Consider the following 21,834-nt stretch of genomic DNA (forward strand, 5'->3'; position numbering starts at 1 on the left):
TGTTTGTTTGGCATTTTTGAAATAGAAGATCTTCATGTTAATGAAAAAGGGTTAAGGCTCGTTAGACGACACTTAACCCTTTTTATTTTATAGACGAGATTCTATCCTTTTATAGGCTCGTGCATAGGTGCTGATGGTGCCCCTTGCATAGATAACCCGCCGCCAGTTGAGCTTGCTGGAACAACGTGATGTGGTGATCCCTTTTCAGGAGCAGCGCCTGCAGTTTGCTTGGCCAGCTTCTGTTTTTCCCACAGTGCTCTGGCGATCACCAGCATGGAGAGTACACCAACATATAGTAACAATGATCCGAGTTCGGGAAGCATCTCCTGAAAAGGTGCGCCGCGCAGTCCCATGGTACGCAGGAATTTGTACATCCATACGAAGGGGGAAAAATCACCGATTTGAATCGCTAAAGGTGGAAACAGTGATCTGGAAAGAACGGCCCCCGATAGTACAAAAGCAGGCATGAGCACCATCACCATTCTGCCAATGGCAATCCCCGGATGTGCAGCGCCCCATGCAACCAGAACATTGAAGCATACGGTACCGAATACATACAGGACAACCGGAATCATGAAGAGGATCGGATTGGCTTCGAAACGACCTCCCCCAAACATTTTAAGCATCCCGAGAGAGAAGATTAAGCCAGCCGTCGAAAACAGCGTATAAGGAAGAATACGCAGTAGGATGTTGAACGGATTTTGCAGTTCGGCAGCCAGTCTCTTGGAAACCCTTAGTCTGGCGACGATAGGTAAGCTATTGATATTGAGTATCATAAAAGAGAACATACAAGTGAATGCAAGTATCGTCGTATTCTGATAATCATTGGTTGGGTTAAACAGGGAACGCACCTCCAAGGCAATACCATTGAGAGCTCCCTGAGCCTGTTCGGCGTTCATCCCCGTTTTCAACATAGCTGGAACAGACAGTTCCATATTCTCAGAAACGCTAATTTCCTGCATAGCTGTACGAATGGAAGTAATAGATTGAACGTTGGTATTATCAAGAATGAGACCCACGCGACTGGAAAGGGAACGATGGTGATTGTCCTCTAAACCGTGCGGCAGGGAAATAACGGCTAAATATTTTTCGTGATAAAAATACTGCTCAGGATTGTCCGTAAACGAAACAATCTCTGCTACGTTCATATATGGAGAAGCATCTATCTTCTGGATCAACTCACGGCTGTAGGCTGTGTTGTCCTGATCCACTACTACCACGTTAGCATCGTTAATTTGGCTGCTTGGGAGCAGCAGGGAGTACCCCAGCACTGCAATCAGCGGGAAGATGATAGCTATGATCGGATACTTGGAGTGAACCAGATACGTCCATTCATCACGAAGTGATTTCATTCGTATTCACCTCAACTGTCATGCCTGGTAGCAAAGCGGCTTCTCTTGTTACATATACACGTACTTGGAATGTGGCGGTATCTGCCTCACCTTTTTCACGGGACATCTTTACATTAGCGAATTGCGGCGCAGCGGTCACATAACGTACGGTACCTTTCAAGTCCTTGTTGAGAGCAGATACTCGGGTTTTAACTTCTTGATTGGCCTTGAATTTACCCGCTTGTTCCTCATTGACATACAGATCGTAATATAAATCGTTGGTTTCCAGGGTAATCACAGGCGCTCCTTGCGCGACATTTTCCCCGACTTTTGTACTAATCGAAGTAACCTTGCCATCCTGTGGTGCCTTTAATACCAGTCGCTCTTTTTTGAGCAGCAATGTTTTAAGCTGAACTTCCTGTGTGTCTTTTTGTTGCTTTAAAAGGTCGATAGCCAACTTCTGATCTGCCAGCTGTTGACGGCTTTGCTGAATGGTTTCCAGTTGGGTTCTGGAACGATCGACGGACAATTGGGCACCACGGATTTCCTCCTCGGCTTGTTTTACCGCAACCGCTGCTTGTGTGGTCTGTTCACTGGCCTGCATACGTTCTTCAGGAGTAGCGCCATGGAGCAGCTTTTGAAGAGACTCCTTTTGCTGGCTCAACTGATTTGTCGCTAAAGTCAATGAGGATTCAGCATCATCCAACACTGCTTTGGATGCACTTCCTGCATCATAAAGTGCTTTATTACGTTTGTAGTTAGTCTGGGACGTCTGAACGTTTTTGGTGGCAGAAGCTACGGCAATTCGTTGCTGCTGAACATCTTCATCCCGAGCACCATTATTGACCTGTTGTTCCGCAGCAGTGGCTTGACGCTCAGCTGCCTGTGCCCGCAGCAGTGCCGCTTGGCTTTTGCTCTCAGTGACTTGAGCTTGCGCGATATCCAGCTGTGCTTGTTTTTCCTGAGTTGTTGCTCGTGTGTACCCTAATTGGATGGATTGTTGCTGTTGGCTGATCTGTGTATTGAACTGCGCGATTTGTGTCCGCAGCTGCTCAATTTGCAAATCCACATCTTTGGAATCCAAAGCCATAAGGACAGTTCCTTTTTTCACTTTCGTTTCTTCTGTTACCGGGATGTTTAGGACTTTGCCGCCTACTTGTTCAAAAGATACATGAATGCTATCAGCATTGAGCGTTGTGCCTTTAACGGATCGCGAAGCAGTGACTTGATCTTGTCCGTTAGTCTGAAGCAGGAACCCCCCGCCGATCAGACAGGCAATAGAAATGACAGGGATGATAAGGCTGGTGACTTGTGTGCGATTCATGGGTAATATGCTCCTTAAGTTCATAAAATGGATTCAACCTAGACTCGAATAAATATCCTGATTATGTACATTTTATTTATTCTATTATTTAATAATTTAGATGTTAGCCGGCTAACTAAAATGCAAAAATTAAAACTTACTCTGGCTTTGCTGCTTCATATATCTCTTTTGCTTGAGGGATGCCGCTTTCTATTTTTTTCAGTAATGTCAGGAGCAGTTCTTTTTCATCGTTGGATAGATGGCTCATCAGTGTGGAAGTGCATGTAAAATGTACAGGCAGCAGTCTCTCCATCATTTCTGTTCCTTGTTCGGTCAGTTTAACAATACTCATACGGCGGTCGGAAGGGTGAACGGATCTCATAATAAGCCCATCGCGTTCCAAACGGTCAAGCAGACCGGTAACGGTAGGCTTGCTAACCCCTACTTTCTCCGCAAGCTCTGTAGCCAGCAACCCTGTTTGAATGTTGCGATACAGGAGAATTAATATTGAAAATTTTCCGTGAGATATACCAAACTTCTCAAAGCCTTCAAAGCTCACTTTAAAAAGACTGGAGGATACGCGCATAAAAAATAGCATCGCTTCTGTCGCTCTTACATCAATCTCTGGGATACGCATAGAAAATTCTTGCAGCGCTTCACGAGTGGGCAAATCCCGTAAATCAAAATCCATAAGGTTCTCCTTTCTTCTTACATTGTGTTCCAGTCGACAAATTAGTTAGCCGACTAATCTTAATCGATTCAAAAATGAATTTCAAGCTAAATTTTGTTAATCGTCATGCAGATTTTTCACTATGTGGTTCTTGAGAATGGGGACATTTGGCATCAGGTAGAACGTTTGCCGGAGGATGAGAAAGTGGCCTGCCAATTGGATTGGGAGCGCAGATTTGATCATATGCAGCAGCATAGCGGGCAGCATTTGCTGTCAGCGATTTGTCTGGAACTGTTGGGTGCGCGTACAGAAAGCTTTCATTTGGGACAAGAGTACGCCACAATTGATGTCAACTCTTCTGATATAACATCCGCACAGCTATCGGCAATCGAGCAGGAAGCAAATCAGCAAATCTACAATAACCGCAGCATAAAAAGTTATTTTGTAACCCATGAGCAATTGAAGAACATTCCGCTTGTGAAAATGCCTAAAGTGACGGAAAATATTCGGATTGTTGAGATCGAAGGCATTGAATATAATGCTTGCGGCGGTACACATGTGGCTCAAACCGGGGAAATCGGGATGATTAAATGCTTGAAATGGGAAAAGCAAAAAGGGATGGCGAGAATCCATTTCAAATGTGGTGCTCGCGCACTCCAGGAATTTAATGAGAGTGCTCGGATTTTGGACGTGTTGTCTGCGAAGTTCAATACTGGGCGAAAGGATATTTTGACTCGATTCGAAAAGTGGGAGCAGGAGCATAAGCAGTTCAAGGCGCAAGTGGAGCTTCTACAAGAGGAAAATGCATCGTACCAGGCGAAAGAGCTGCTGTCTGCTGTACAGGGGCATGTTCTTGCTCATGTATTTGAACAAAAATCCATTCAGGAGATGCAGCAATTGGCTGCCAAGCTGACCACTGAGCATGATTTGCTTGTTTTATTTGCCACAACAGCCGAAAACAAAATCATTCTGGCACATAATGGTAGCCAATCTGTTAGTTGCGGGGCGTTTTTGAAAGAGAATCTGGGCGCGTTTCAGGGCAAGGGGGGCGGTAGCAACCAATCTGCTCAGGCAGCATTTTCGTCCCGCGAGAACCTCTTGAATTTCTTCGAAACGGCCCAGCGGCAGTTCATTCAGGGCTAATATAATGGAGGATTAGTGACGCAGCGGTAGCTTCCACTTTTCCTCTTCTGTAAATAAAATAAAAGAAAAAATAAGTGCAACAACAGCGCCCCAAACGGCTTTATCCCCAATCGTCAAAGTCAGAAATCCCCCCAGCAAGGCTCCTACCAAGAAGGCAGCCAGGATGACACCATAACGCATCGCTCGAATGGCAGCGTTCGTGTCCTTGGTCGTTACAGCGACATACACAGCCTCGATAGCTGATCGAAGGTTACCGGTGCTGACCGTGGAGGTGTACGGCACATCAATGAGCTTGCGGAAGGAAGTCATTTGCACGGAAGCGACGAATGAGACGATCACCACTACTACCGTATTGGGAACTCCTTGTGGAATCAATCCCACGATGAAAAAAATCGCGATTTCCAGTAAAAGAATTGCGCGGGTCCAGTCTGGAGTTAAACGGTGGGTTGATTTGCGTTTAATCCCTTCAGCAACAAAAACCCCCAGTGAAAAGGCGATCAGTGGCGGGATATAGGCTAACGCCTGAATCCAGTGCCCCTGAATGATTTTGACAGCCAGCAGTACGATATTGCCTGTCTGTGCGTTGGCGAAAACACCGCCTCTTCCTACAAAGGTATATGTGTCCAAAAAGCCCCCTACTAATGATAGTAAGGCGCCCAGTCGCAACGATTCGGACGTTACCTGATGTAAATGGATTTTGCCTTTCATAAACACGGCATATAAGCCTCCTATACTAAACGTCGATTCTTTAAAGCTAACACGAAAATCCAGGACCATACAATTAAATTAATCACTTAAGCATGAAAATGACACAAAGAAGCCACATCAGGTCCCATACAATAGAAAGGACGTGATGCGGCTTGTTGGAGTGCTGCTTAAAGTGCCATCTGGAACTTCGAGAATATGCTTATTGCAGAGCTTGAACGAGTGCTTTACCAAACTCCTGTGCACCATCTGGGCCGTCGGCTGTAATAATATCGCTATGAGCGACGACATGCTGAGCGACATAGTCGGCTTGATGCGATTGGAGCTGATCCTTTTGCACATCCACAGGGTAGCATGTAGCCGTTCTGCCAGAGAGCAGACCGGTTTGAGCCACAGCTACAGAGCCTGCGCAGATGCCAGCCACTAAAGTCTTTTGCTCATGAGCTTGTTTCAGCAGAGCTTGGAGATCCGCGTTATTCCACAGGTGATCATTTGTTCCTGATCCGCCGATTACAGATACCACATCATACTCAGCCGGCACAGCGTCTGTAAAGACAAGATCAGCCGTCGCTTTACCGTTGTAGTCACCCATGATTTCGCCTGTTTTTGTACTGGCTAATGTTACAGTAACACCTGCTTGCTCCAGCGCTTCTTTTGGTTTAAACAATTCATCCTCATTAAAGCGCTCTGGGGGTATAATAAAAAGAGCTTTTTTACTCATACTCTATTCCTCCTTGAATGTGTAACGTTATTTACTATTGTAGGGTGGCTTCGTCGGGCTGTGAAGAATGCACTTTCAAGTACGGAGGTTACCTGCAGGTTACTATTCATGTGGAAGATCATGATGATTTAGAAGGAGTTAATTGATATATGTCTGATACGCTGAGAGAAGAAATACGGGAGAAAATTGTAAACGGAGACTACAACTGCGAAAAGGAATTAACGCTATCTGTGCTGAGCGGGAAATGGAAGGTCGTTATTTTATGGCATCTGGGTGTCGAAGGGCCGCACCGGTTCAGTGACCTGCAAAGGTTGTTTCCGAAGCTGTCGCATAAAGTGCTGACCAACCAGCTACGGGAGTTGATGGAGGACGGTATTGTACACCGGGAAGTGTATCCCGAAGTGCCTCCAAAGGTGGAATATTCGATGACTGAGTTGGGGATGACGATTTTACCGATTGTGGAGATGATGTATGACTGGGGGAAAAAACGGGTGCAATCCATCCGTGAGGAAATGCAACGCAGCAGTGAGGGAAATGTTTAAATCTTGGATGCGATCTTAGATGGACCTTTAACACTCCGTCATATAAAAAATAGAACGCCTTGCACTATGAGTACGAATTGTACCTAGAGCGAAGGCGTTCTTTGGCATGTTAGCAGTCTGTGTGTGTGGATCATGTTAGTCTAGGAAAAATAGCTGTAGCCCATATGGATCATTGCTGTTCAAGGGCTGGTAAAACCTCAATCCAGCGTGTAGCCCAAGTACCAATATGGTCAAATAAAGGAGCTAAATCGCGTCCCTTATCCGTAAGGGAGTATTCAATCCGCACAGGCTTTTCAGGATAAACCATACGTTGAATGATTCCTTCTTCCTCCAGCTCTTTCAAACGGTCCGAAAGGACCTTTCCACTTAAGTTAGGAATTGAATTCTCAATAGCGACGAAACGTTGCGGACCATTCGTTAGTTGAAATACGATCAACACCGTCCAACGCTTGCTCAGTAGCTCCATAGCCTTTTCAAACCGTGGGCACATCTGCGGAATATTCATGTGATCACCTCATGCTCCTATTATTAACGATTCACTGTTAAAAGTAAATGATTTTACTTTACATAAATTTATTACTTGACGAAATCGAATGATATAAATATACTTTGTTACATAAAGTAACTTGTTAGCTTTGATACGGAGTTTAAGATGTAAATGCTTAAAATTTGAACTTAATTTGATATGATTAATGATGTAATAAAAAGAACAGATACGGACGAATCGTTGAGGTTATGGTTTGGGTGCAGGGGGAAGTCGGATGAAGCTAGAATGTGAAGTGTGCGTAGTTGGAGGGGGACCCGCAGGGACTTTGTTATCCTGTCTACTGGCGGAGCAGGGTGTTTCAACGATATTGGTTGAGCGGCAGAGCGTGCCCGGAAAGGCTTTCCGCGGTGAAATTTTAAACGATGAGGGTCAGGAAGTGATCCGCAAACATAAACTGCTCGAACAAATTCATGAGGATCATATTCTCGCCTCCACAAGAATCGAATATTGGCAGCATCAGCAGCAGGTCAAGACGGTTGAGCCAGCTTCAATCCATCATAATGTAGGGGTGCATATTCCACAACCTCGATTTTTGGAAGCTCTGCTCAAGCAGGCGTCCACCTACGAGTCTTTCCGTTACCTGGCAGGTACAACTGTGACTGCGTTGGAGGGTGACAGCGAGCAGGGGTACACGGGCTTGACCGCCCGCGATAAGAACGGTCATGAGATTACAATTCATAGTTCTTTGATTGTGGGGGCAGACGGACGCTATTCGACTGTGCGCAAGCTGGCGCAGATGCCTGTGACGAAAATTCGCCACGATTATGATCTGCTATGGGCCAAAATCACGGCACCTGCCGGGTGGGAGCCCGTCACTCGTCTGGCTCTGGTCAACGGAGGTCAGTTGGCTTTATTCTCGCAGGCTGAGGGTTATATCCAAATTGGCTGGAATGTGGAGGAGGGGAGCTTTTCCACCCTGTTTAAGCAATCTTTTGAACCATTTATACAGCTGTTTACGGAGGCTTTTCCAGATTTAGAGCATAGTGTGCATGATCACATTCGTTCATGGAAGGACTTCGTACCGTTGGATATTTTCAGCAGCCGTAGTGACACATGGGCACAGAATGGACTGGTCCTGATTGGAGATGCGGCGCATACCATGACACCTACGGGAGCTTTTGGTTTGAACGCTGCTTTGAAGGATGCCGATGTGCTGGCCAGTGAGCTTCTTCGTTTACGCCAGCAGGTATATACCGCAGAAGACCTGAAGGCTTTCGAAGATGGACGACGGCAGGCTGTCACCGAGCTTCAGGAGCGTCAACTAATCTTGGAGTCCACGTTTCATGAACATTTCTTACACATAGTTAAATGATATAAAACCCCGACAACAACGATTAGCCTGAGAAATGCGAGGCATTTCATATATAGAGTTTATATAAAGGATGGTGCAGAGAGATGAACATTAAAGATGTAGCTACGCTACTTAACGATAAAATTCAAACCGTTCGTGGAGAGCAATCCTCGACAATTTTGGTAGGACCGATCAAGCTGCCAGTTAATTTGGAAGGGGAAACGGTTGTTTTTCAATGGTATTGCTGGCTACCTGTACGGGACGAGGAAGATCGCCAGAACTTACTGAATGCTAATGCTGAGACGATTGTGAAGCGATTGTCCACACTGAACTTGGCGGAGGGACAACAATCAAGTGTATTGGTGTACGGGGATCTCCAACAGTCCGAAAATGCATTAGTTCGCATGCATAGTATTTGTCATACTGGAGATATTTTTGGTAGCAAGCGTTGTGATTGCGGATTTCAACTCCACCAGTCGATGAAAATGATTGTGGAACATGGAACAGGTGCATTGTTTTATCTGGCAAATCATGAAGGTCGCGGAATCGGTTTGTTTAGTAAAGCCATGGCTTATATTCTGCAAGAAGAAGGCATGGATACCGTCGAAGCCAACCATCAGTTGGGTTTTGAAGATGATACACGCAATTATGCGGATGCCATTAGTGTGCTTCAACATCTGAGACAAAAACCAGTAACTCTGATTACAAATAACCCTAAAAAGCTGGATGCTTTGAAGAAGTCGGGTATGAATGTGGCGGGACGTATGCCGCTCTGGGGCGATGTGTCACAATATAATGAACGGTACTTGAATACAAAAGTAGAACGATCCGGCCATTTGCGGGATTCCGATCTCAGGGAGGTTCTATGAACACTCACGAAAAATATATGCGCCTGGCACTGGAAAATGCCAGAAGTGCCAAAGGGCAAACAGAACCGAATCCGCTCGTCGGATCAGTCATTGTTAACAATGGCCGTATCGTTGGGATCGGCGCTCATTTGAAGCCTGGTGAGCCACATGCCGAGATTCATGCCTTGCGTATGGCGGGGGAACACGCTCAGGGAGCGACGATCTACGTAACGCTGGAGCCGTGTTCTCATCACGGCCGGACAGGCCCATGCGCGGAAGCGATTGTGAAGGCAGGCATTCGTCGGGTGGTGATTGCAGCCCTGGACCCGAATCCGCTGGTTTCCGGCAGAGGGGTACAGATTTTGAAAGATGCGGGCATTGAGGTCATTGTCGGCGTATGTGAGCAGGAATCGATCCGCATGAATGAAGTGTTTAACCAATATATCGTGAGCAAGCGTCCTTTTATTACGATCAAATCGGCAGTAACACTGGACGGTAAAATTGCAACCCGGACCTCGAAAAGCAAATGGATTACGTCTGAGGCTGCACGGGAGGATGTGCATCGTCTACGTAACGAGCATGTGGGAATCCTGGTCGGTGTACAGACGGTGATTCACGATAATCCTCAGCTTACGACTCGTCTACCGGATGGACGGAATCCGATTCGTATCATTTTGGATAGCAAGCTTCGAATTCCATTGGATGCCCGTGTCATTACAGATGGGGAGGCACCTACCTGGATATTCACAGGGCGCATTTATGATGAAGGCAAGCGTAGCCAGTTGGAACAACTGGGTGTAAAGGTATATCCGACTCAGGATGAAAACAGTGATCGGGTTAACCTGCCGCAAATGCTGGATATTCTGGGTGCGGCGGAGGTGTCATCGGTGTTCGTGGAAGGCGGAGCCGAGGTGAACGCTTCGTTCGTGCAGCAAGGACTGGCAGACAAGCTGGTGCTGTATATGGCACCGAAGCTGGTTGGAGGGCGCACAGCCCCGGGCTTTCTCGGGGGAGAGGGCGTGTCTGCGATGAGCGATGCGGTGGCCTTGCAGGATTTGAGCGTAACACAGGTTGGCGTGGACTGGAAAATAGAAGGGTATTTTGAGCGGGAAAAATGAGTGAGTTGTTTTTGGGTGGAGAAGGAGGCTCCGCGAAGGGGTTGATCTTCCGATCGCTGTTGCAGTGGGATTCTTCGATTGTATAAGAGATTTAAAGGTAAGAATCCCACTGCAAAGGCGAACGCTTCCGCTTCTCCAGATTCAACCCCTCCGCTCCGCTGCTGCCCACCGCAAAGTCACTCATTTTTCGAAATGGTGTGGAGCATGGGAAGGGCAGGAGAAACTAAACACTTAAAAGCTCAAACTCATTGATTCAAAAACTTATAAATTCAAAAGAACAGAGGATCTGAAGGGCTAAAGGCCTGGAGGGTCTTTTTTATATACTAAACGGTTAGTAGGGTGAATGGTTAATGGGGTGAATAACTCATAAGGTGAACGTCTTATGGGGTGAAATCGAAATGACATAATTACTTATTGCAAAATGACATAATTACATAATATTTGGGTTTTTCGTCCTGGTTTCTTATGTATTATTTAGAGGCTTTCGCCTCGTTTAGTTAGATTTTAGAAATATAAGGATTGACCTGGAAATAGAGATCAAGCACAATGAAGTTGAATTCAGCTTGGAGGAAAAGGGAAAAGCCCTGCAGGGAAAGGGATAAGAGAATTCAAAGGAGGATGTTGGTTGTGAAAAAAATGATATTATGCTTGTTAAGTGCCAGTCTGATATGTTTAGCTGCGCCAGTTTCTACTAAGGCCTTTTCGGGTGAGGTCACACAAGGCACAGGCTCCTATTCAACCACACTACCTGCCGGAGCAGCTACACCGCAAAACGAAATTTATAAGACAGCGAATGTAACTAGCCCAATGCCTACTAACGACTGGTGGAGCAGCCTGGCCTGGGTGCCCCACTCCGAGGCTCAATATCCACATCCGCTTGCCTTGAAAAATCAGCAAAATGGTTTACGCATCTTTAACCCAAGCGGAAAAATTACGGTGAATCTGGGATACATTGCAGGCTGGATGGATGATGTGAATGATTTTACCATCGGACATTCTGAAAGCGCTTCATTTCCGAATGCCAAAGTGGATGGCTTCAGTGACTGGTTTGTCAAATCCTTATTTCAAAGCGGCAGCAACAAAATGAGTGCTACCTATGGGCATGGCTCCCCCTATGTTTTTTTCGAGTTTGGCGGTGGTAATCCCAAGCTCTCGTTCAATGAGGTACCCAAGGTCTGGTCTGGCTCAGCTACCTCCCCTGTGCTTGGCATTACGATCAATGGCTCACACTATGGTCTGTTTGGTCCTTCCGGCAGCACCTGGTCCGGTCTCGGAACGAGTACTCTGATCAATCAATTGAACGGGAAAAACTATTTTACAGTGGCGGCTTTGCCTGACAATACAACGGCGACCTTGGACAAATTTCAGCAATATGCCTATTCTTTTGTTACAAACTCCAAAGCACAGTACAGCTACAACGAAGCTTCTTCCGAAGTAACAACCAACTTTACCGTTACAACAACCGCGAAGCAAGGTACACAAGCGGGTACTATTTTTGCCTTATATCCACATCAGTGGAAAAACTCATCACAGTCCCTGCTGGGCTATACGTACAATTCTGTACGTGGTCTGATGAAAACAGCGGAAGGGGCTTCTTTTCAAACGAAGATGAAGTTTACAGGCGTGCTCCCTTCTTTGCCCGATTTGGGGTCTTATGATAAAAATAAGCTGAATAGTTATATAGACGAAGCGAAAGCGGAAGTCTATTCTGGCGATGGTGACACATACTGGACTGGAAAACGTTTGGGCAAGCTAGCAGCCTTGGCGCCAATTGCCGACCAGGTGGGCAATACTGCAGCAGCGACCCAGTTCCGCAATGAGATTAAAAGTCGGCTACAGGACTGGTTTAAGGCTAGCGACAGCTCAGGAAACCTGAAAAGCTCAAACCTATTTGTGTACAATAGCAATTGGGGGACATTAATCGGTTATCCCGACAGCTTTGGCAGCGCGGTAGAATTAAACGACCATCATTTCCATTATGGATACTTTATTAAGGCTGCGGCCGAAATTGCACGGGTGGACAAGAGCTGGGCATCCAATTCACAATGGGGGCAGATGGTGCAGTTGCTCATTCGCGACATTGCCAATACAGACAGGTCTGATTCTAAATTTCCGTATTTACGTAATTTTGATCCCTATGCCGGTCACACCTGGGCTTCCGGTCATGCCAAATTTGGCGACGGCAACAACAATGAATCCTCCTCGGAAGCGATGAATGCTTGGGCCGGTCTGATTTTATGGGGCGAGGCGACGGGAAATACCCAAACTCGTGATCTGGGCATCTATCTATATACAACGGAAATGAATGCGATTAACGAATACTGGTTTGATGTACAAGGTACAAACACCCCTTCAGGGATGCAAAGTGCGACGGCAAGTATGATCTGGGGTGGTAAAACGGTGGGGAATGCTACATGGTGGACCAATAACCCCGCAGAGGTGCATGGCATCAACTGGCTGCCGATTACTTCTGCTTCCTTGTATCTGACACAATATCCGGAATATGCGGCTAAAAATTTTAGCAATCTGCTGCAAAAAAGCGGTGGGAATTTCAGTCCGTGGGAAGATATCGTGTATATGTACAGAACGATTTCGGACCCGTCCGATGCCAAGGCCAAATTCAGTGCACGCGTAGCGGCGATGACACCGGAAGCTGGGAATTCCAAGGCGAATGCCTACCACTGGATTTATAATTTGGATGCTGTTGGCAACATCGACCGTAGCGTCACTGCCAATTCACCTATTTATGCCGTGTTTCATAAGAACGGTGTAAAAACCTATGTGGCCTACAACTTTACCAGCCAAGAGAAAATAGTAACCTTTTCAGATGGACATAGTATTACCGTGCAGCCGAACAGCTTTAATATCGGAAATGGAAACGGCGGCGGCAATCCACAACCTGATATAGAGGCCCCAACCAGCCCGGCCAATGTGCGAGCTACGGCCAAAACGGCTTCGGCGGTTACGCTGGAGTGGGAGGCAGCTACAGACAATGTTGGCGTAACGGGGTATATCGTGTATAAGGACGGGACTCAGGCGGCAGAGATAAGCGGCACTTCCGCTTCAATTACAGGACTGAATGCAGCGACCGCTTATAGCTTTACCGTCAAGGCTCGTGATGCAGCCGGTAACCTGTCTGCGGCAAGTCGTGCTGTATCGGTAACTACGGAGGCAGCATCTGGCGGCAATGAGGGTGGCGGAGAAACGGAGGATTACACCGTACGGGCCCGCTTTGTCAGCGATCGTGAAGCACTGCTTCAATTTACCCCCAAAACAGCCTCAGCCTATGTTGACGTGCATTATACTTTATTAGGTGGGCAACAGCTCAACTACCGGATGACCAACAACGCCGGTGTTTGGGAGCAGCGGGTTAAAGACCTCACCATCGGAAAGGCCGTCAGCTATTGGTTCACCTATGAAAAGGCGGGATTGCAATATGAGACGCCTTCATTCAGCTATACCCACCAGACGGCCTCTACAACGACAGGGGTTTCCGAAATTTCCGCGATCGAGGCGTTAGACACGTTCCAGCCCGGGCTTGCTCCTGAATAAATTCGAAATTATGGATATGATAATTATAGAGGAGATAAAAGTATGACAGAATTTTGGGAATCAAGCTTTATAGAAAATCAAATGATGTGGGGCTTTGAACCTTCAGACTCAGCAATTCTGACCAAGGACTTTTTCATTGAAAAGAACGTTAAGAATATATTGATACCTGGTATTGGATATGGTAGAAATGCCAAGGTTTTTATGGACAACGGAATACATGTTACAGGTATTGAGATTTCAAAAACAGCGATTGATTTGGCAAGACAAAAAGGGCTCAATATCAGTATTTTTCATGGCTCCGTAATGGATATGCCTTTTGATAACAAGCTTTATGACGGCATATTTTGTTATGCGCTTATTCACTTATTGAATAAAAGTGAGAGAGAGAAATTTATTAAGGATTGCTATCATCAGCTAAAGCCAAATGGATATATGGTTTTTACTACTATTTCAAAGGAAGCTCCGATGTTTGGAAAGGGAAAGCAGCTAGGTAAAGACTATTTCGAGATCATGGAAGGGGTAAACATGTTTTTTTATAATGCTGACTCGATAGAACAAGAATTCGGAAAATATGGATTAACAGAAATTTCGGAAATTGTTGAGCCACATAAAAATATGGAAAGCAAACCTCCATTCAAATTTATCATGGTCAAATGTCACAAAGAGCTGTAAGTGAATGGTGAGAGAACGACATGAGGGAAGCACATATGCTTCCTCCGTGTCTTTTTTTGTTTTTTATGGGGTCGTAATACTTTCGCCATGTTCGTGAGTGCAAGGGTGCGCAATAATGATAAAGGCTGATACGGAAGATATTACCGAGGCGAGGATTTCCAAAGGTCCCGCAGTGCCTGCCCTAATCGGATCAGGTATCCTGTAAATCTGATGTATCCACCAACAATTAGGGTTCGATTCCCAATCGCCTTCCAAGCGACTTTTGGTAGAGTATTCGAATGGACGAATAAAACAATGAAAAGACCCCGATAAGAGCATCCCATGTCTGGTCTTGATGACAGATGCTGGAGCGATGGCTATGCGGTCAGCGGATACCGGAGAGAGCAAGCGCCGACAGGACCAGAGGCTACGGGAATACAGATTCACAGTCGATGTTGGGCTGGTGAATTCAATCCCCGAAACACGGGAACAGGCGGCTCCTTTCTTTTTCCTTAAGCTTGGCCCCGCCTTTCACACGGAGGGATGCTCTGCAAGGGTCCTACCCCTGCTATAACAAATAAAAATAAAGAATCCTCATTTTAAAAATGTGTTTTGACTCAACGTGCGAATAAGCGGAGCGGTCCGTTCGAATCTGGAGAAGCGAAGCGTTCGCCTTTGCACCTGAATTTTAACCCTATAAGGGGTTCATCAAATCCAAAAATTCAGGAGCAACAGCGATCGGAAGATCAAATGGAACGTGGAGCCGCTACACGCGGAAAATGTACATTTTTAAGTTGAGGATTTTTAACACTAGGAGTGATACGATGTTTAAGAAGATAACGATTAAAGCCGATGAGCGCGGACTGCTGTTCAAAAAAGGAAGCTACCACAAGTTGTTGCTCCCAGGTACCTACCTATTGAAGACATTTCAGCAGGAAGCTGTTGAAATTTTGAATGTAGCCGAATCATTTTTTGTACCAGATCATGATATTCGTTTGTTTTTGACAGATCCTCTATTGCTGGAGCAATTGACTGTCATCGATGTAGAGGATCATGAATATGTGCTGCATTATGAGGATAATCGGTTTGTAGAACTGCTGACAGCAGGGAAATATGCATTTTGGAACATGCTTAAGGAGCATCGTTTTGTTCGAGCAGATACCCGGCAGCCTGCAATTGATAAGGCTTTGGGGCAAGCATTCTTGTCCAAGACACCGGGCTTCTGGAAAGCCCTTCAGGTGGCCAGTCATGAATTGGGGTTTTTGTATTACGATAATGTGCTGCAAGGTGAACTGAAACCGGGCAAATATTATTTCTGGTTGTCCACGGTGAATACAGAGATCAAAACATTAGATATGCGACAGCAGCAGATGGACCTGATGGGGCAGGAAATCATGACTGAAGACAAAATCACGCTGCGCCTTAACTTCGTCTGTCAGTACCGGATCATCGAGCCGCTACGGGCGTTGGAATTCAGAGCATACGAGGAACAAATATACATTATGCTTCAACTGCTGCTGCGTGAATACGTGGGCACAATGAAGCTGGATGATTTGCTGAAAATGAAGCAGGAGATCGCGGAATATGTCTTGACACGACTGAATGAACAGAGCTGTGAATATGGGGTTACTTTTACATCCGCAGGGGTGAAGGATATTATTTTGCCGGGGGATATCAAGGATATTCTGAATACGGTGCTATTGGCAGAGAAGAAGGCACAAGCCAACCTCATCACACGACGTGAAGAGACGGCATCCACTCGTAGTTTGCTCAATACGGCCAAGCTGATGGACGAAAACTCCACCCTCTATCGTCTCAAAGAGCTGGAATTCATGGAAAAAATCTGTGAGAAGATTGGTACGATATCGCTGACTGGCGGAAATACGCTGCTGGAGCAGCTAAACACGTTGGTTCATATGAAAGAGGGGCAGGGACTCCAATAACGGAAAATACTCCCGAACGATGAGTGCAAGCTGGCTCAAGGTTCGGGAGTATTTTTTTAATTCGTCTTGGTGGATGCGAGAAAAGCGTCCATATCGATCACCGGAATGAGAGTACCCCGATGCTCCATCACAGTAGGAAACAATTCGCGTTGCCATTCTTCCTCATTGCTTTGTAGCTGACTGTCTTCAGCAGATGCCGTATCCTCCACCTGATCGACAAGCAGGGCAATCTTCGCACGACTGAGCAAAATCATTTTGTCCTCGGAGGAGTCGCTTGATGCGGGGAGAAACAGTTTCTTGCGTAGGTTAAGGATTGTAAATACATCGCCACGAATGGTCACCATTCCTTCATGCCACGCCTCGGAAAAGGGGAGCGGTGTCCCTTTTTTGGCATTCATGACTTCTTCGACTTCCAGAAAGTTTAACGCGAACTTCTTGTCCGCCAGACTGCACACAATATATTCAGACATAGCAATTCTCCTTACATATTCAGATAAGTCCATCACAAGTTGTGAACTAGCGATAAATTGGGTTAACTATTGCGTTTTAACAGACGGAACGATAAAGTGGAGGATGCGGTAAAATGGTTTTAGTTAATCACAGAATATCACAAACGAGCAGTTAAATCTTCCAAAATAACAACCAACCGGACAAGGCGTGGCTTCGAATTTCCCTTCATATATAATGTTTGGAGCTGAGGTCGTGTCCGATGCACTACATTTTAAGATAAGCGGGTTGAGGTAGAATGGATCATGAAAAGCAGCGGTTAAGTATCGAGGCAGCCAGATTATACTATCTGAACGACTATAGCCAGCAGGATATTGCGGTCAGACTCGGAGTTTCGCGGCCTACGGTATCGCGGTTACTTCAGGCTGCCAAGGAACAGGGATACGTGCGGATCAGTATTGTGGACCCTATGGAGGATATGGACGCGCTCGGAGAGCAGGTGAAAAAGAAATACGGGCTGGATACCGTGCTGGTCTGTTATTCGCCATTAAATGAATATCAGGAGATCAAGAAGCATATTAGCAAAAAAGCAGCCGATTATTTGCATGAAACGGTACAGGATGCTGATATTATTGGAGTGACATGGGGAACAACCATGCATGCGGTGGCGCTTCATCTCCAGCAAAAGCAGGTCAAGGGAGTTGAGGTAGTTCAGCTCAAAGGAGGCGTAAGCCATTCACATGTCAACACTTATGCCGTGGAAACCGTAAATTTGTTCGCAGAAGCCTTTAACACCATCGCTCGGTATTTGCCGCTGCCTGTGATTTTCGACAGTCAAGCTGTTAAGAAAATGGTCGAGGAGGATCGGCATATCCAGCGTATCATTGAACTTGGCAAGCAGGCGAACATTGCGGTGTTTACGGTGGGGACGGTCAAGGAGGATGCGCTGCTGTTCCGATTAGGCTATTTTAACCATGAAGAGCAGAAGCTGCTGCAAAAAATCGGCAAGGGCGATATTTGCTCGCGCTTTTTTGACGATGAGGGCAACATATGCAGTCAGGAAATCAACAGCCGTACCGTTGGAATTGATTTACCTGAGCTGCGAAAGAAGGAGAAGTCCATCCTTGTAGCTGGAGGCCAGCGCAAAGTAGAGGCCATTCGGGCATCACTGCGCGGCAAGTATGCGAATATCTTGGTGACGGATCAGTTTACAGCACAAGCACTTTTGCAATAGAACCTGTGGAGCTCAATTCAATTAAACATGGTTACGGAGTGTGCCTACAGGGTAACATGAATTGTAGGTGAACGGCCTGTGTACAAGCGTGAACATAATTTCAAAATGTGTTTTACATATGTTCAGAGCCGTGCTATGATGATCTCATCACAGAGAAATAATCGATTCATTTTCTTCACACTATTTATTAAATGAAGGAGCCTTTAGATATGAACATTGCAGCATTAATCGACCATACATTGTTGCGTGCAGATGCGACGAAGGATGAAATTACAAAACTGACTGCTGAGGCAAAAAAATACCAGTTTGCTTCCGTATGTGTGAATCCGGCGTGGGTAGCTTATGCAGCCGAACAGCTTGCAGGCACAGGCGTGGCTATCTGTACGGTTATCGGATTTCCACTGGGAGCCAATACATCGGCAACGAAAGCGTTTGAAACCAAAGATGCTATTGCTAACGGTGCAACTGAAATTGATATGGTAATTAACATAGGCGCTTTGAAGGCGCGTGATGTACAGCTTGTCGAGCAGGATATCCGTGCGGTTGTGGAAGCGGCTGCGGGTACACTGGTAAAAGTAATTATTGAAACCTGCCTGCTGACAGACGAAGAGAAGGTACTGGCGTGTGAGCTGTCCGTCAAAGCCGGAGCAAATTTTGTGAAAACTTCGACGGGTTTCTCTACAGGTGGAGCTACTGTGGAAGACGTAGCGTTGATGCGCAAAACAGTAGGACCTGATATTGGTGTTAAAGCTTCTGGCGGCGTACGCAGCCTGGAGGACGTACAAAAATTAGTAGAAGCTGGCGCAAGTCGGATCGGTGCAAGTTCCGGTGTGAAAATCATCGAGGGCGAGCAATCAACATCTTCCTACTAAGTTTATTTTAAAGTCATGGAGGGATTCGCGATGAAGGATCAATTGATTCAGAAAGCGCTTGAGGCGCGTAATCAGGCATATGTTCCGTATTCGAATTTTCAAGTAGGTGCTGCGGTTCTCGGGAGCGATGGCACGATTTATCACGGATGCAATGTGGAAAACGCCTCCTACGGCTTATGTAATTGTGCAGAGCGGACAGCGATTTTCAAAATGGTATCCGAAGGCTGCCGAAAAATTGATTCGATTGCGGTAGCAGCTGATACGGAAGGACCTGTGTCTCCATGTGGGGCCTGTCGTCAGGTCATTTCCGAATTTGCTCATCAAGATACCAAAATTTATCTGACAAACCTTCATGGCAATACGGAAGAGTGGACGGTGGATCAATTACTGCCGGGTGCCTTTCGACCTGCGGATCTGGGAAAATAAAAAAAAGAATGCCTCTTTGGGGCGCATTCTTTTTATGGGCAATGTAAGCGCTTAATGTAATGAGGGGGAATTGAAATGAAATATGTAATCGCTTTGGTGGGATTGCTCGTTGTATTTGCACTTACTTACGTTGCCAGCAGTGACAAGCGTAAAATCAGGTATCGTCCGCTGATAGTTATGGTTGTTCTGCAAGCAGCGCTTGCTTTCGTATTGCTGAACACAGAGATTGGTGAAATTCTAGTCAAAGGTTTTGCAAAAGGTTTTAATAGTCTGATTGGTTATGCTATGGAAGGGATTAACTTCGTTTTTGGCGGAATTGCGAATGAAGGAGCAGCACCGTTCTTTATCGGTGTACTGCTGCCAATCGTGTTCATATCCGCACTGATTGGGATTTTACAATATGTAAAAGTGCTGCCTTTCATTATTAAATATATCGGGCTTGTCTTGAGCAAAGTAAACGGAATGGGTAAACTGGAATCCTACAACGCTGTAGCTTCGGCTATCTTGGGTCAATCCGAGGTATTTATTTCCGTTAAGAAACAAATTGGTCTGCTGCCAAAACATCGGCTGTATACATTGTGTGCATCTGCGATGTCTACGGTGTCCATGTCGATTGTGGGAGCCTACATGCAAATGTTGAACCCCAAATATGTGGTTACCGCATTGGTGCTGAACCTGTTTGGCGGCTTTATTATCGCTTCCATTATTAATCCATACAAGATTGAGAAGGAAGACGATTTACTGGAGGTTCAAGAGGAAGAGAAGCAGTCCTTCTTCGAAATGCTCGGGGAATATATTATGGACGGTTTCAAGGTTGCTATTACGGTAGCTGCGATGCTGATCGGTTTTGTGGCGCTGATTGCCATGGTTAACGGTATTTTCTCATGGTTGTTTGGAATCAGCTTTCAGGCGCTGCTTGGTTATGTGTTTGCACCGTTCGCCTTTGTTATGGGGATTCCGTGGAACGAGGCAGTGCAGGCGGGCAGCATTATGGCTACCAAGCTCGTATCCAACGAATTTGTGGCCATGCTGGATCTGACCAAACAAACAGGCTTGTCCGAGCGTACGGTCGGAATCGTATCGGTATTCCTCGTATCTTTTGCAAACTTCTCATCCATCGGTATCATTTCTGGGGCTGTGAAGGGTCTGCATGAAAAACAGGGAAATGTAGTGGCCCGTTTTGGTCTGAAGCTGTTGTACGGAGCGACGCTGGTTAGCGTGCTGTCGGCAACAATTGCAGGGTTGTTTTTGTAAAAAAAACAGCGAATCAGGAAAGGATTTTTATGATGTCTAAATTTAAACGGATTCACTTGGTCGTTATGGACTCGGTTGGTATCGGCGAAGCACCGGATGCTGCCCAGTTTGATGATTATGATGTAGATACACTCGGTCATATTGCGCGCGAACGCGGCGGTCTGAACATGCCGAATATGGGTAAGCTCGGTCTGTCCAACATTCGTTCCATAGAAGGGGTACCGGTGGCCGATAAGCCACTCGCATATTACACCAAAATGCAGGAAGCCTCCAACGGCAAGGACACGATGACAGGCCATTGGGAAATCATGGGGTTGAATATTGCAGTTCCTTTCCGTGTATTCCCGGATGGGTTTCCAGATGAGCTGATCCAGCGCATTGAGGAGCATACAGGTCGTAAAGTTATTGGCAACAAGCCAGCCAGTGGCACAGAAATCATTGACGAACTGGGCGAAGAACACGTCAAAACAGGTGCACTCATCATCTATACCTCAGCAGATTCAGTGTTGCAAATTGCGGCACACGAGGAAGTTGTACCTTTGAAGGAGCTCTATGAGATTTGTGAGTTCTGTCGTAAAATCACGCTGGAAGATCCGTACATGCTGGGTCGCATTATTGCCCGTCCGTTCGTAGGTGAAGCAGGGAACTTCTCTCGTACCTCCAATCGACATGACTATGCGCTCAAGCCCTTTGGTCGTACCACAATGAACGAGCTGAAGGATGCAGGTCTGGATGTAATCGCCTTGGGTAAAATCTCTGACATTTATGACGGCGAGGGTGTAACGAAAGCAGTGCGCACAGTGTCCAACATGGACGGCATGGATAAGCTGGTGGCTACGCTGGATGAAGAATTCACCGGATTAAGCTTTTTGAATTTGGTGGACTTTGATGCTGTATACGGGCACCGCCGTGATCCGCAGGGATACGGTCAAGCCTTGGACGATTACGATGCCCGTCTGCCCGAGGTATTTGCCAAAATGACTGATGACGATCTGCTGATCATCACCGCAGACCATGGGAATGACCCAACCTATCGCGGAACGGATCATACCCGCGAATATGTGCCTTTGCTGGTATATTCCCCTCGTTTTGCAGCTGGAGGCAAAGAACTGGCGGTTCGCAAGACGTTTGCGGATATTGGGGCGACCGTAGCGGATAACTTTGGTGTAAAACTGCCTGAACACGGAACTAGCTTTTTGGCAGAGCTTCAGTAATCCAGGACCCTAGCAAGAGTGC

At 46.2% G+C, this 21,834-nt stretch carries 21 protein-coding genes; 14 read left to right on the top strand and 7 right to left on the bottom strand.

The window, feature by feature from the left end; all coding sequences use genetic code 11:
• Nucleotides 1–101 precede the first annotated feature (101 nt).
• The 3 genes from HFE01_RS16995 to HFE01_RS17005 all read right to left on the bottom strand — a co-directional run bounded on the left by HFE01_RS16995 (nt 102) and on the right by HFE01_RS17005 (nt 3,325).
• Nucleotides 102–1,352: an ABC transporter permease gene (locus HFE01_RS16995; protein WP_107734510.1), complete on the bottom strand. Its 1,251-nt coding sequence runs from the start codon at nt 1,350–1,352 to the stop codon at nt 102–104.
• Entirely contained in the window at nt 1,336–2,655 is a 1,320-nt protein-coding gene (locus HFE01_RS17000) for an HlyD family secretion protein (protein ID WP_019688672.1), read from the bottom strand. The genes HFE01_RS16995 and HFE01_RS17000 overlap by 17 nt, the downstream gene beginning before the upstream one ends.
• Nucleotides 2,656–2,791: 136 nt before the next feature.
• On the bottom strand, nt 2,792–3,325 hold the full coding sequence (locus HFE01_RS17005) for a MarR family winged helix-turn-helix transcriptional regulator (RefSeq protein ID WP_019688671.1): 534 nt from the start codon (nt 3,323–3,325) through the stop codon (nt 2,792–2,794).
• 105 nt (nt 3,326–3,430) lie between these two features.
• Between HFE01_RS17005 and HFE01_RS17010 the strand changes: the two genes are divergently transcribed.
• Nucleotides 3,431–4,447 (top strand): alanyl-tRNA editing protein, encoded by a 1,017-nt coding sequence (locus tag HFE01_RS17010; protein WP_243208211.1) that lies wholly within the window; start codon nt 3,431–3,433, stop codon nt 4,445–4,447.
• A gap of 12 nt (nt 4,448–4,459) precedes the next feature.
• On the opposite strand, the gene HFE01_RS17015 is transcribed toward HFE01_RS17010, so the two are convergent.
• Both HFE01_RS17015 and HFE01_RS17020 read right to left on the bottom strand, forming a co-directional pair.
• Entirely contained in the window at nt 4,460–5,161 is a 702-nt protein-coding gene (locus HFE01_RS17015; RefSeq protein WP_167438563.1) for a YoaK family protein, read from the bottom strand.
• A gap of 193 nt (nt 5,162–5,354) precedes the next feature.
• Entirely contained in the window at nt 5,355–5,873 is a 519-nt protein-coding gene (locus HFE01_RS17020; protein WP_017425587.1) for a DJ-1/PfpI family protein, read from the bottom strand.
• Nucleotides 5,874–6,022: 149 nt separating this feature from the next.
• Here HFE01_RS17020 and HFE01_RS17025 point away from each other — a divergent pair, with 149 nt between their 5' ends.
• Entirely contained in the window at nt 6,023–6,415 is a 393-nt protein-coding gene (locus tag HFE01_RS17025) for a winged helix-turn-helix transcriptional regulator (RefSeq protein ID WP_016820397.1), read from the top strand.
• Nucleotides 6,416–6,584: 169 nt separating this feature from the next.
• Here the strand turns inward: HFE01_RS17025 and HFE01_RS17030 are convergent, their stop codons facing one another.
• Nucleotides 6,585–6,920: a winged helix-turn-helix transcriptional regulator gene (locus HFE01_RS17030; RefSeq protein ID WP_013312049.1), complete on the bottom strand. Its 336-nt coding sequence runs from the start codon at nt 6,918–6,920 to the stop codon at nt 6,585–6,587.
• A 256-nt stretch (nt 6,921–7,176) separates the two neighbouring features.
• On the opposite strand from HFE01_RS17030, the gene HFE01_RS17035 reads away from it, so the two are divergent.
• The 7 genes from HFE01_RS17035 (at nt 7,177) to HFE01_RS17065 (ending at nt 16,365) form a co-directional block, all read left to right on the top strand.
• Nucleotides 7,177–8,274, top strand: coding sequence for an FAD-dependent monooxygenase (locus HFE01_RS17035; protein ID WP_167438564.1), 1,098 nt, complete (start codon nt 7,177–7,179; stop codon nt 8,272–8,274).
• 83 nt (nt 8,275–8,357) lie between these two features.
• Nucleotides 8,358–9,122: a GTP cyclohydrolase II gene (locus HFE01_RS17040; protein WP_016820395.1), complete on the top strand. Its 765-nt coding sequence runs from the start codon at nt 8,358–8,360 to the stop codon at nt 9,120–9,122.
• A complete protein-coding gene (gene ribD / locus HFE01_RS17045; protein ID WP_017425584.1) occupies nt 9,119–10,219 on the top strand; it encodes a bifunctional diaminohydroxyphosphoribosylaminopyrimidine deaminase/5-amino-6-(5-phosphoribosylamino)uracil reductase RibD in 1,101 nt (366 codons plus the stop codon). Before HFE01_RS17040 ends, ribD begins: the two co-directional genes overlap by 4 nt.
• Before the next feature lie 627 nt (nt 10,220–10,846).
• Nucleotides 10,847–13,771, top strand: a complete 2,925-nt coding sequence (locus HFE01_RS17050) for a glycosyl hydrolase (protein WP_167438565.1) — start codon at nt 10,847–10,849, stop codon at nt 13,769–13,771.
• 42 nt (nt 13,772–13,813) lie between these two features.
• Nucleotides 13,814–14,443 carry a class I SAM-dependent methyltransferase gene (locus HFE01_RS17055; RefSeq protein WP_019688665.1) on the top strand — a complete coding sequence of 210 codons (630 nt, stop codon included), beginning with the start codon at nt 13,814–13,816 and terminating at the stop codon, nt 14,441–14,443.
• Between the two features lie 334 nt (nt 14,444–14,777).
• Complete coding sequence (locus HFE01_RS17060) at nt 14,778–14,996, top strand: hypothetical protein (protein WP_049789289.1); 219 nt, start codon at nt 14,778–14,780, stop codon at nt 14,994–14,996.
• A gap of 250 nt (nt 14,997–15,246) precedes the next feature.
• The gene (locus HFE01_RS17065; protein ID WP_167438566.1) at nt 15,247–16,365 is read left to right on the top strand and encodes a slipin family protein; all 1,119 of its coding nucleotides are present in this window, start codon (nt 15,247–15,249) and stop codon (nt 16,363–16,365) included.
• Nucleotides 16,366–16,421: 56 nt separating this feature from the next.
• On the opposite strand, the gene HFE01_RS17070 is transcribed toward HFE01_RS17065, so the two are convergent.
• On the bottom strand, nt 16,422–16,835 hold the full coding sequence (locus HFE01_RS17070; RefSeq protein WP_017425579.1) for a chemotaxis protein CheW: 414 nt from the start codon (nt 16,833–16,835) through the stop codon (nt 16,422–16,424).
• 275 nt (nt 16,836–17,110) lie between these two features.
• On the opposite strand from HFE01_RS17070, the gene HFE01_RS17075 reads away from it, so the two are divergent.
• The 5 genes from HFE01_RS17075 to deoB all read left to right on the top strand — a co-directional run bounded on the left by HFE01_RS17075 (nt 17,111) and on the right by deoB (nt 21,812).
• On the top strand, nt 17,111–18,046 hold the full coding sequence (locus HFE01_RS17075) for a sugar-binding transcriptional regulator (protein WP_017425578.1): 936 nt from the start codon (nt 17,111–17,113) through the stop codon (nt 18,044–18,046).
• Between the two features lie 209 nt (nt 18,047–18,255).
• Nucleotides 18,256–18,918 (top strand): deoxyribose-phosphate aldolase, encoded by a 663-nt coding sequence (gene deoC, locus HFE01_RS17080; protein ID WP_016820387.1) that lies wholly within the window; start codon nt 18,256–18,258, stop codon nt 18,916–18,918.
• Between the two features lie 30 nt (nt 18,919–18,948).
• Complete coding sequence (locus HFE01_RS17085) at nt 18,949–19,344, top strand: cytidine deaminase (protein WP_016820386.1); 396 nt, start codon at nt 18,949–18,951, stop codon at nt 19,342–19,344.
• A gap of 75 nt (nt 19,345–19,419) precedes the next feature.
• On the top strand, nt 19,420–20,598 hold the full coding sequence (locus HFE01_RS17090) for a NupC/NupG family nucleoside CNT transporter (protein WP_016820385.1): 1,179 nt from the start codon (nt 19,420–19,422) through the stop codon (nt 20,596–20,598).
• 29 nt (nt 20,599–20,627) lie between these two features.
• Nucleotides 20,628–21,812: a phosphopentomutase gene (gene deoB, locus HFE01_RS17095; RefSeq protein ID WP_174821103.1), complete on the top strand. Its 1,185-nt coding sequence runs from the start codon at nt 20,628–20,630 to the stop codon at nt 21,810–21,812.
• Nucleotides 21,813–21,834 lie beyond the last annotated feature (22 nt).

This window comes from Paenibacillus sp. EKM10P, assembly GCF_011800655.1.
Taxonomy (GTDB): domain Bacteria; phylum Bacillota; class Bacilli; order Paenibacillales; family Paenibacillaceae; genus Paenibacillus; species Paenibacillus polymyxa.

What these genes read in the sequence shown, in the direction of transcription:
- HFE01_RS16995 (WP_107734510.1), bottom strand. Translation starts at nt 1,352, where the DNA reads ATGAAATCACTTCGTGATGAATGGACGTATCTGGTTCACTCCAAGTAT.
- HFE01_RS17000 (WP_019688672.1), bottom strand. Translation starts at nt 2,655, where the DNA reads ATGAATCGCACACAAGTCACCAGCCTTATCATCCCTGTCATTTCTATT.
- HFE01_RS17005 (WP_019688671.1), bottom strand. Translation starts at nt 3,325, where the DNA reads ATGGATTTTGATTTACGGGATTTGCCCACTCGTGAAGCGCTGCAAGAA.
- HFE01_RS17010 (WP_243208211.1), top strand. Translation starts at nt 3,431, where the DNA reads ATGCAGATTTTTCACTATGTGGTTCTTGAGAATGGGGACATTTGGCAT.
- HFE01_RS17020 (WP_017425587.1), bottom strand. Translation starts at nt 5,873, where the DNA reads ATGAGTAAAAAAGCTCTTTTTATTATACCCCCAGAGCGCTTTAATGAG.
- HFE01_RS17025 (WP_016820397.1), top strand. Translation starts at nt 6,023, where the DNA reads ATGTCTGATACGCTGAGAGAAGAAATACGGGAGAAAATTGTAAACGGA.
- HFE01_RS17030 (WP_013312049.1), bottom strand. Translation starts at nt 6,920, where the DNA reads ATGAATATTCCGCAGATGTGCCCACGGTTTGAAAAGGCTATGGAGCTA.
- HFE01_RS17035 (WP_167438564.1), top strand. Translation starts at nt 7,177, where the DNA reads ATGAAGCTAGAATGTGAAGTGTGCGTAGTTGGAGGGGGACCCGCAGGG.
- HFE01_RS17040 (WP_016820395.1), top strand. Translation starts at nt 8,358, where the DNA reads ATGAACATTAAAGATGTAGCTACGCTACTTAACGATAAAATTCAAACC.
- ribD (WP_017425584.1), top strand. Translation starts at nt 9,119, where the DNA reads ATGAACACTCACGAAAAATATATGCGCCTGGCACTGGAAAATGCCAGA.
- HFE01_RS17055 (WP_019688665.1), top strand. Translation starts at nt 13,814, where the DNA reads ATGACAGAATTTTGGGAATCAAGCTTTATAGAAAATCAAATGATGTGG.
- HFE01_RS17060 (WP_049789289.1), top strand. Translation starts at nt 14,778, where the DNA reads ATGACAGATGCTGGAGCGATGGCTATGCGGTCAGCGGATACCGGAGAG.
- HFE01_RS17065 (WP_167438566.1), top strand. Translation starts at nt 15,247, where the DNA reads ATGTTTAAGAAGATAACGATTAAAGCCGATGAGCGCGGACTGCTGTTC.
- HFE01_RS17070 (WP_017425579.1), bottom strand. Translation starts at nt 16,835, where the DNA reads ATGTCTGAATATATTGTGTGCAGTCTGGCGGACAAGAAGTTCGCGTTA.
- HFE01_RS17075 (WP_017425578.1), top strand. Translation starts at nt 17,111, where the DNA reads ATGGATCATGAAAAGCAGCGGTTAAGTATCGAGGCAGCCAGATTATAC.
- deoC (WP_016820387.1), top strand. Translation starts at nt 18,256, where the DNA reads ATGAACATTGCAGCATTAATCGACCATACATTGTTGCGTGCAGATGCG.
- HFE01_RS17085 (WP_016820386.1), top strand. Translation starts at nt 18,949, where the DNA reads ATGAAGGATCAATTGATTCAGAAAGCGCTTGAGGCGCGTAATCAGGCA.
- HFE01_RS17090 (WP_016820385.1), top strand. Translation starts at nt 19,420, where the DNA reads ATGAAATATGTAATCGCTTTGGTGGGATTGCTCGTTGTATTTGCACTT.
- deoB (WP_174821103.1), top strand. Translation starts at nt 20,628, where the DNA reads ATGATGTCTAAATTTAAACGGATTCACTTGGTCGTTATGGACTCGGTT.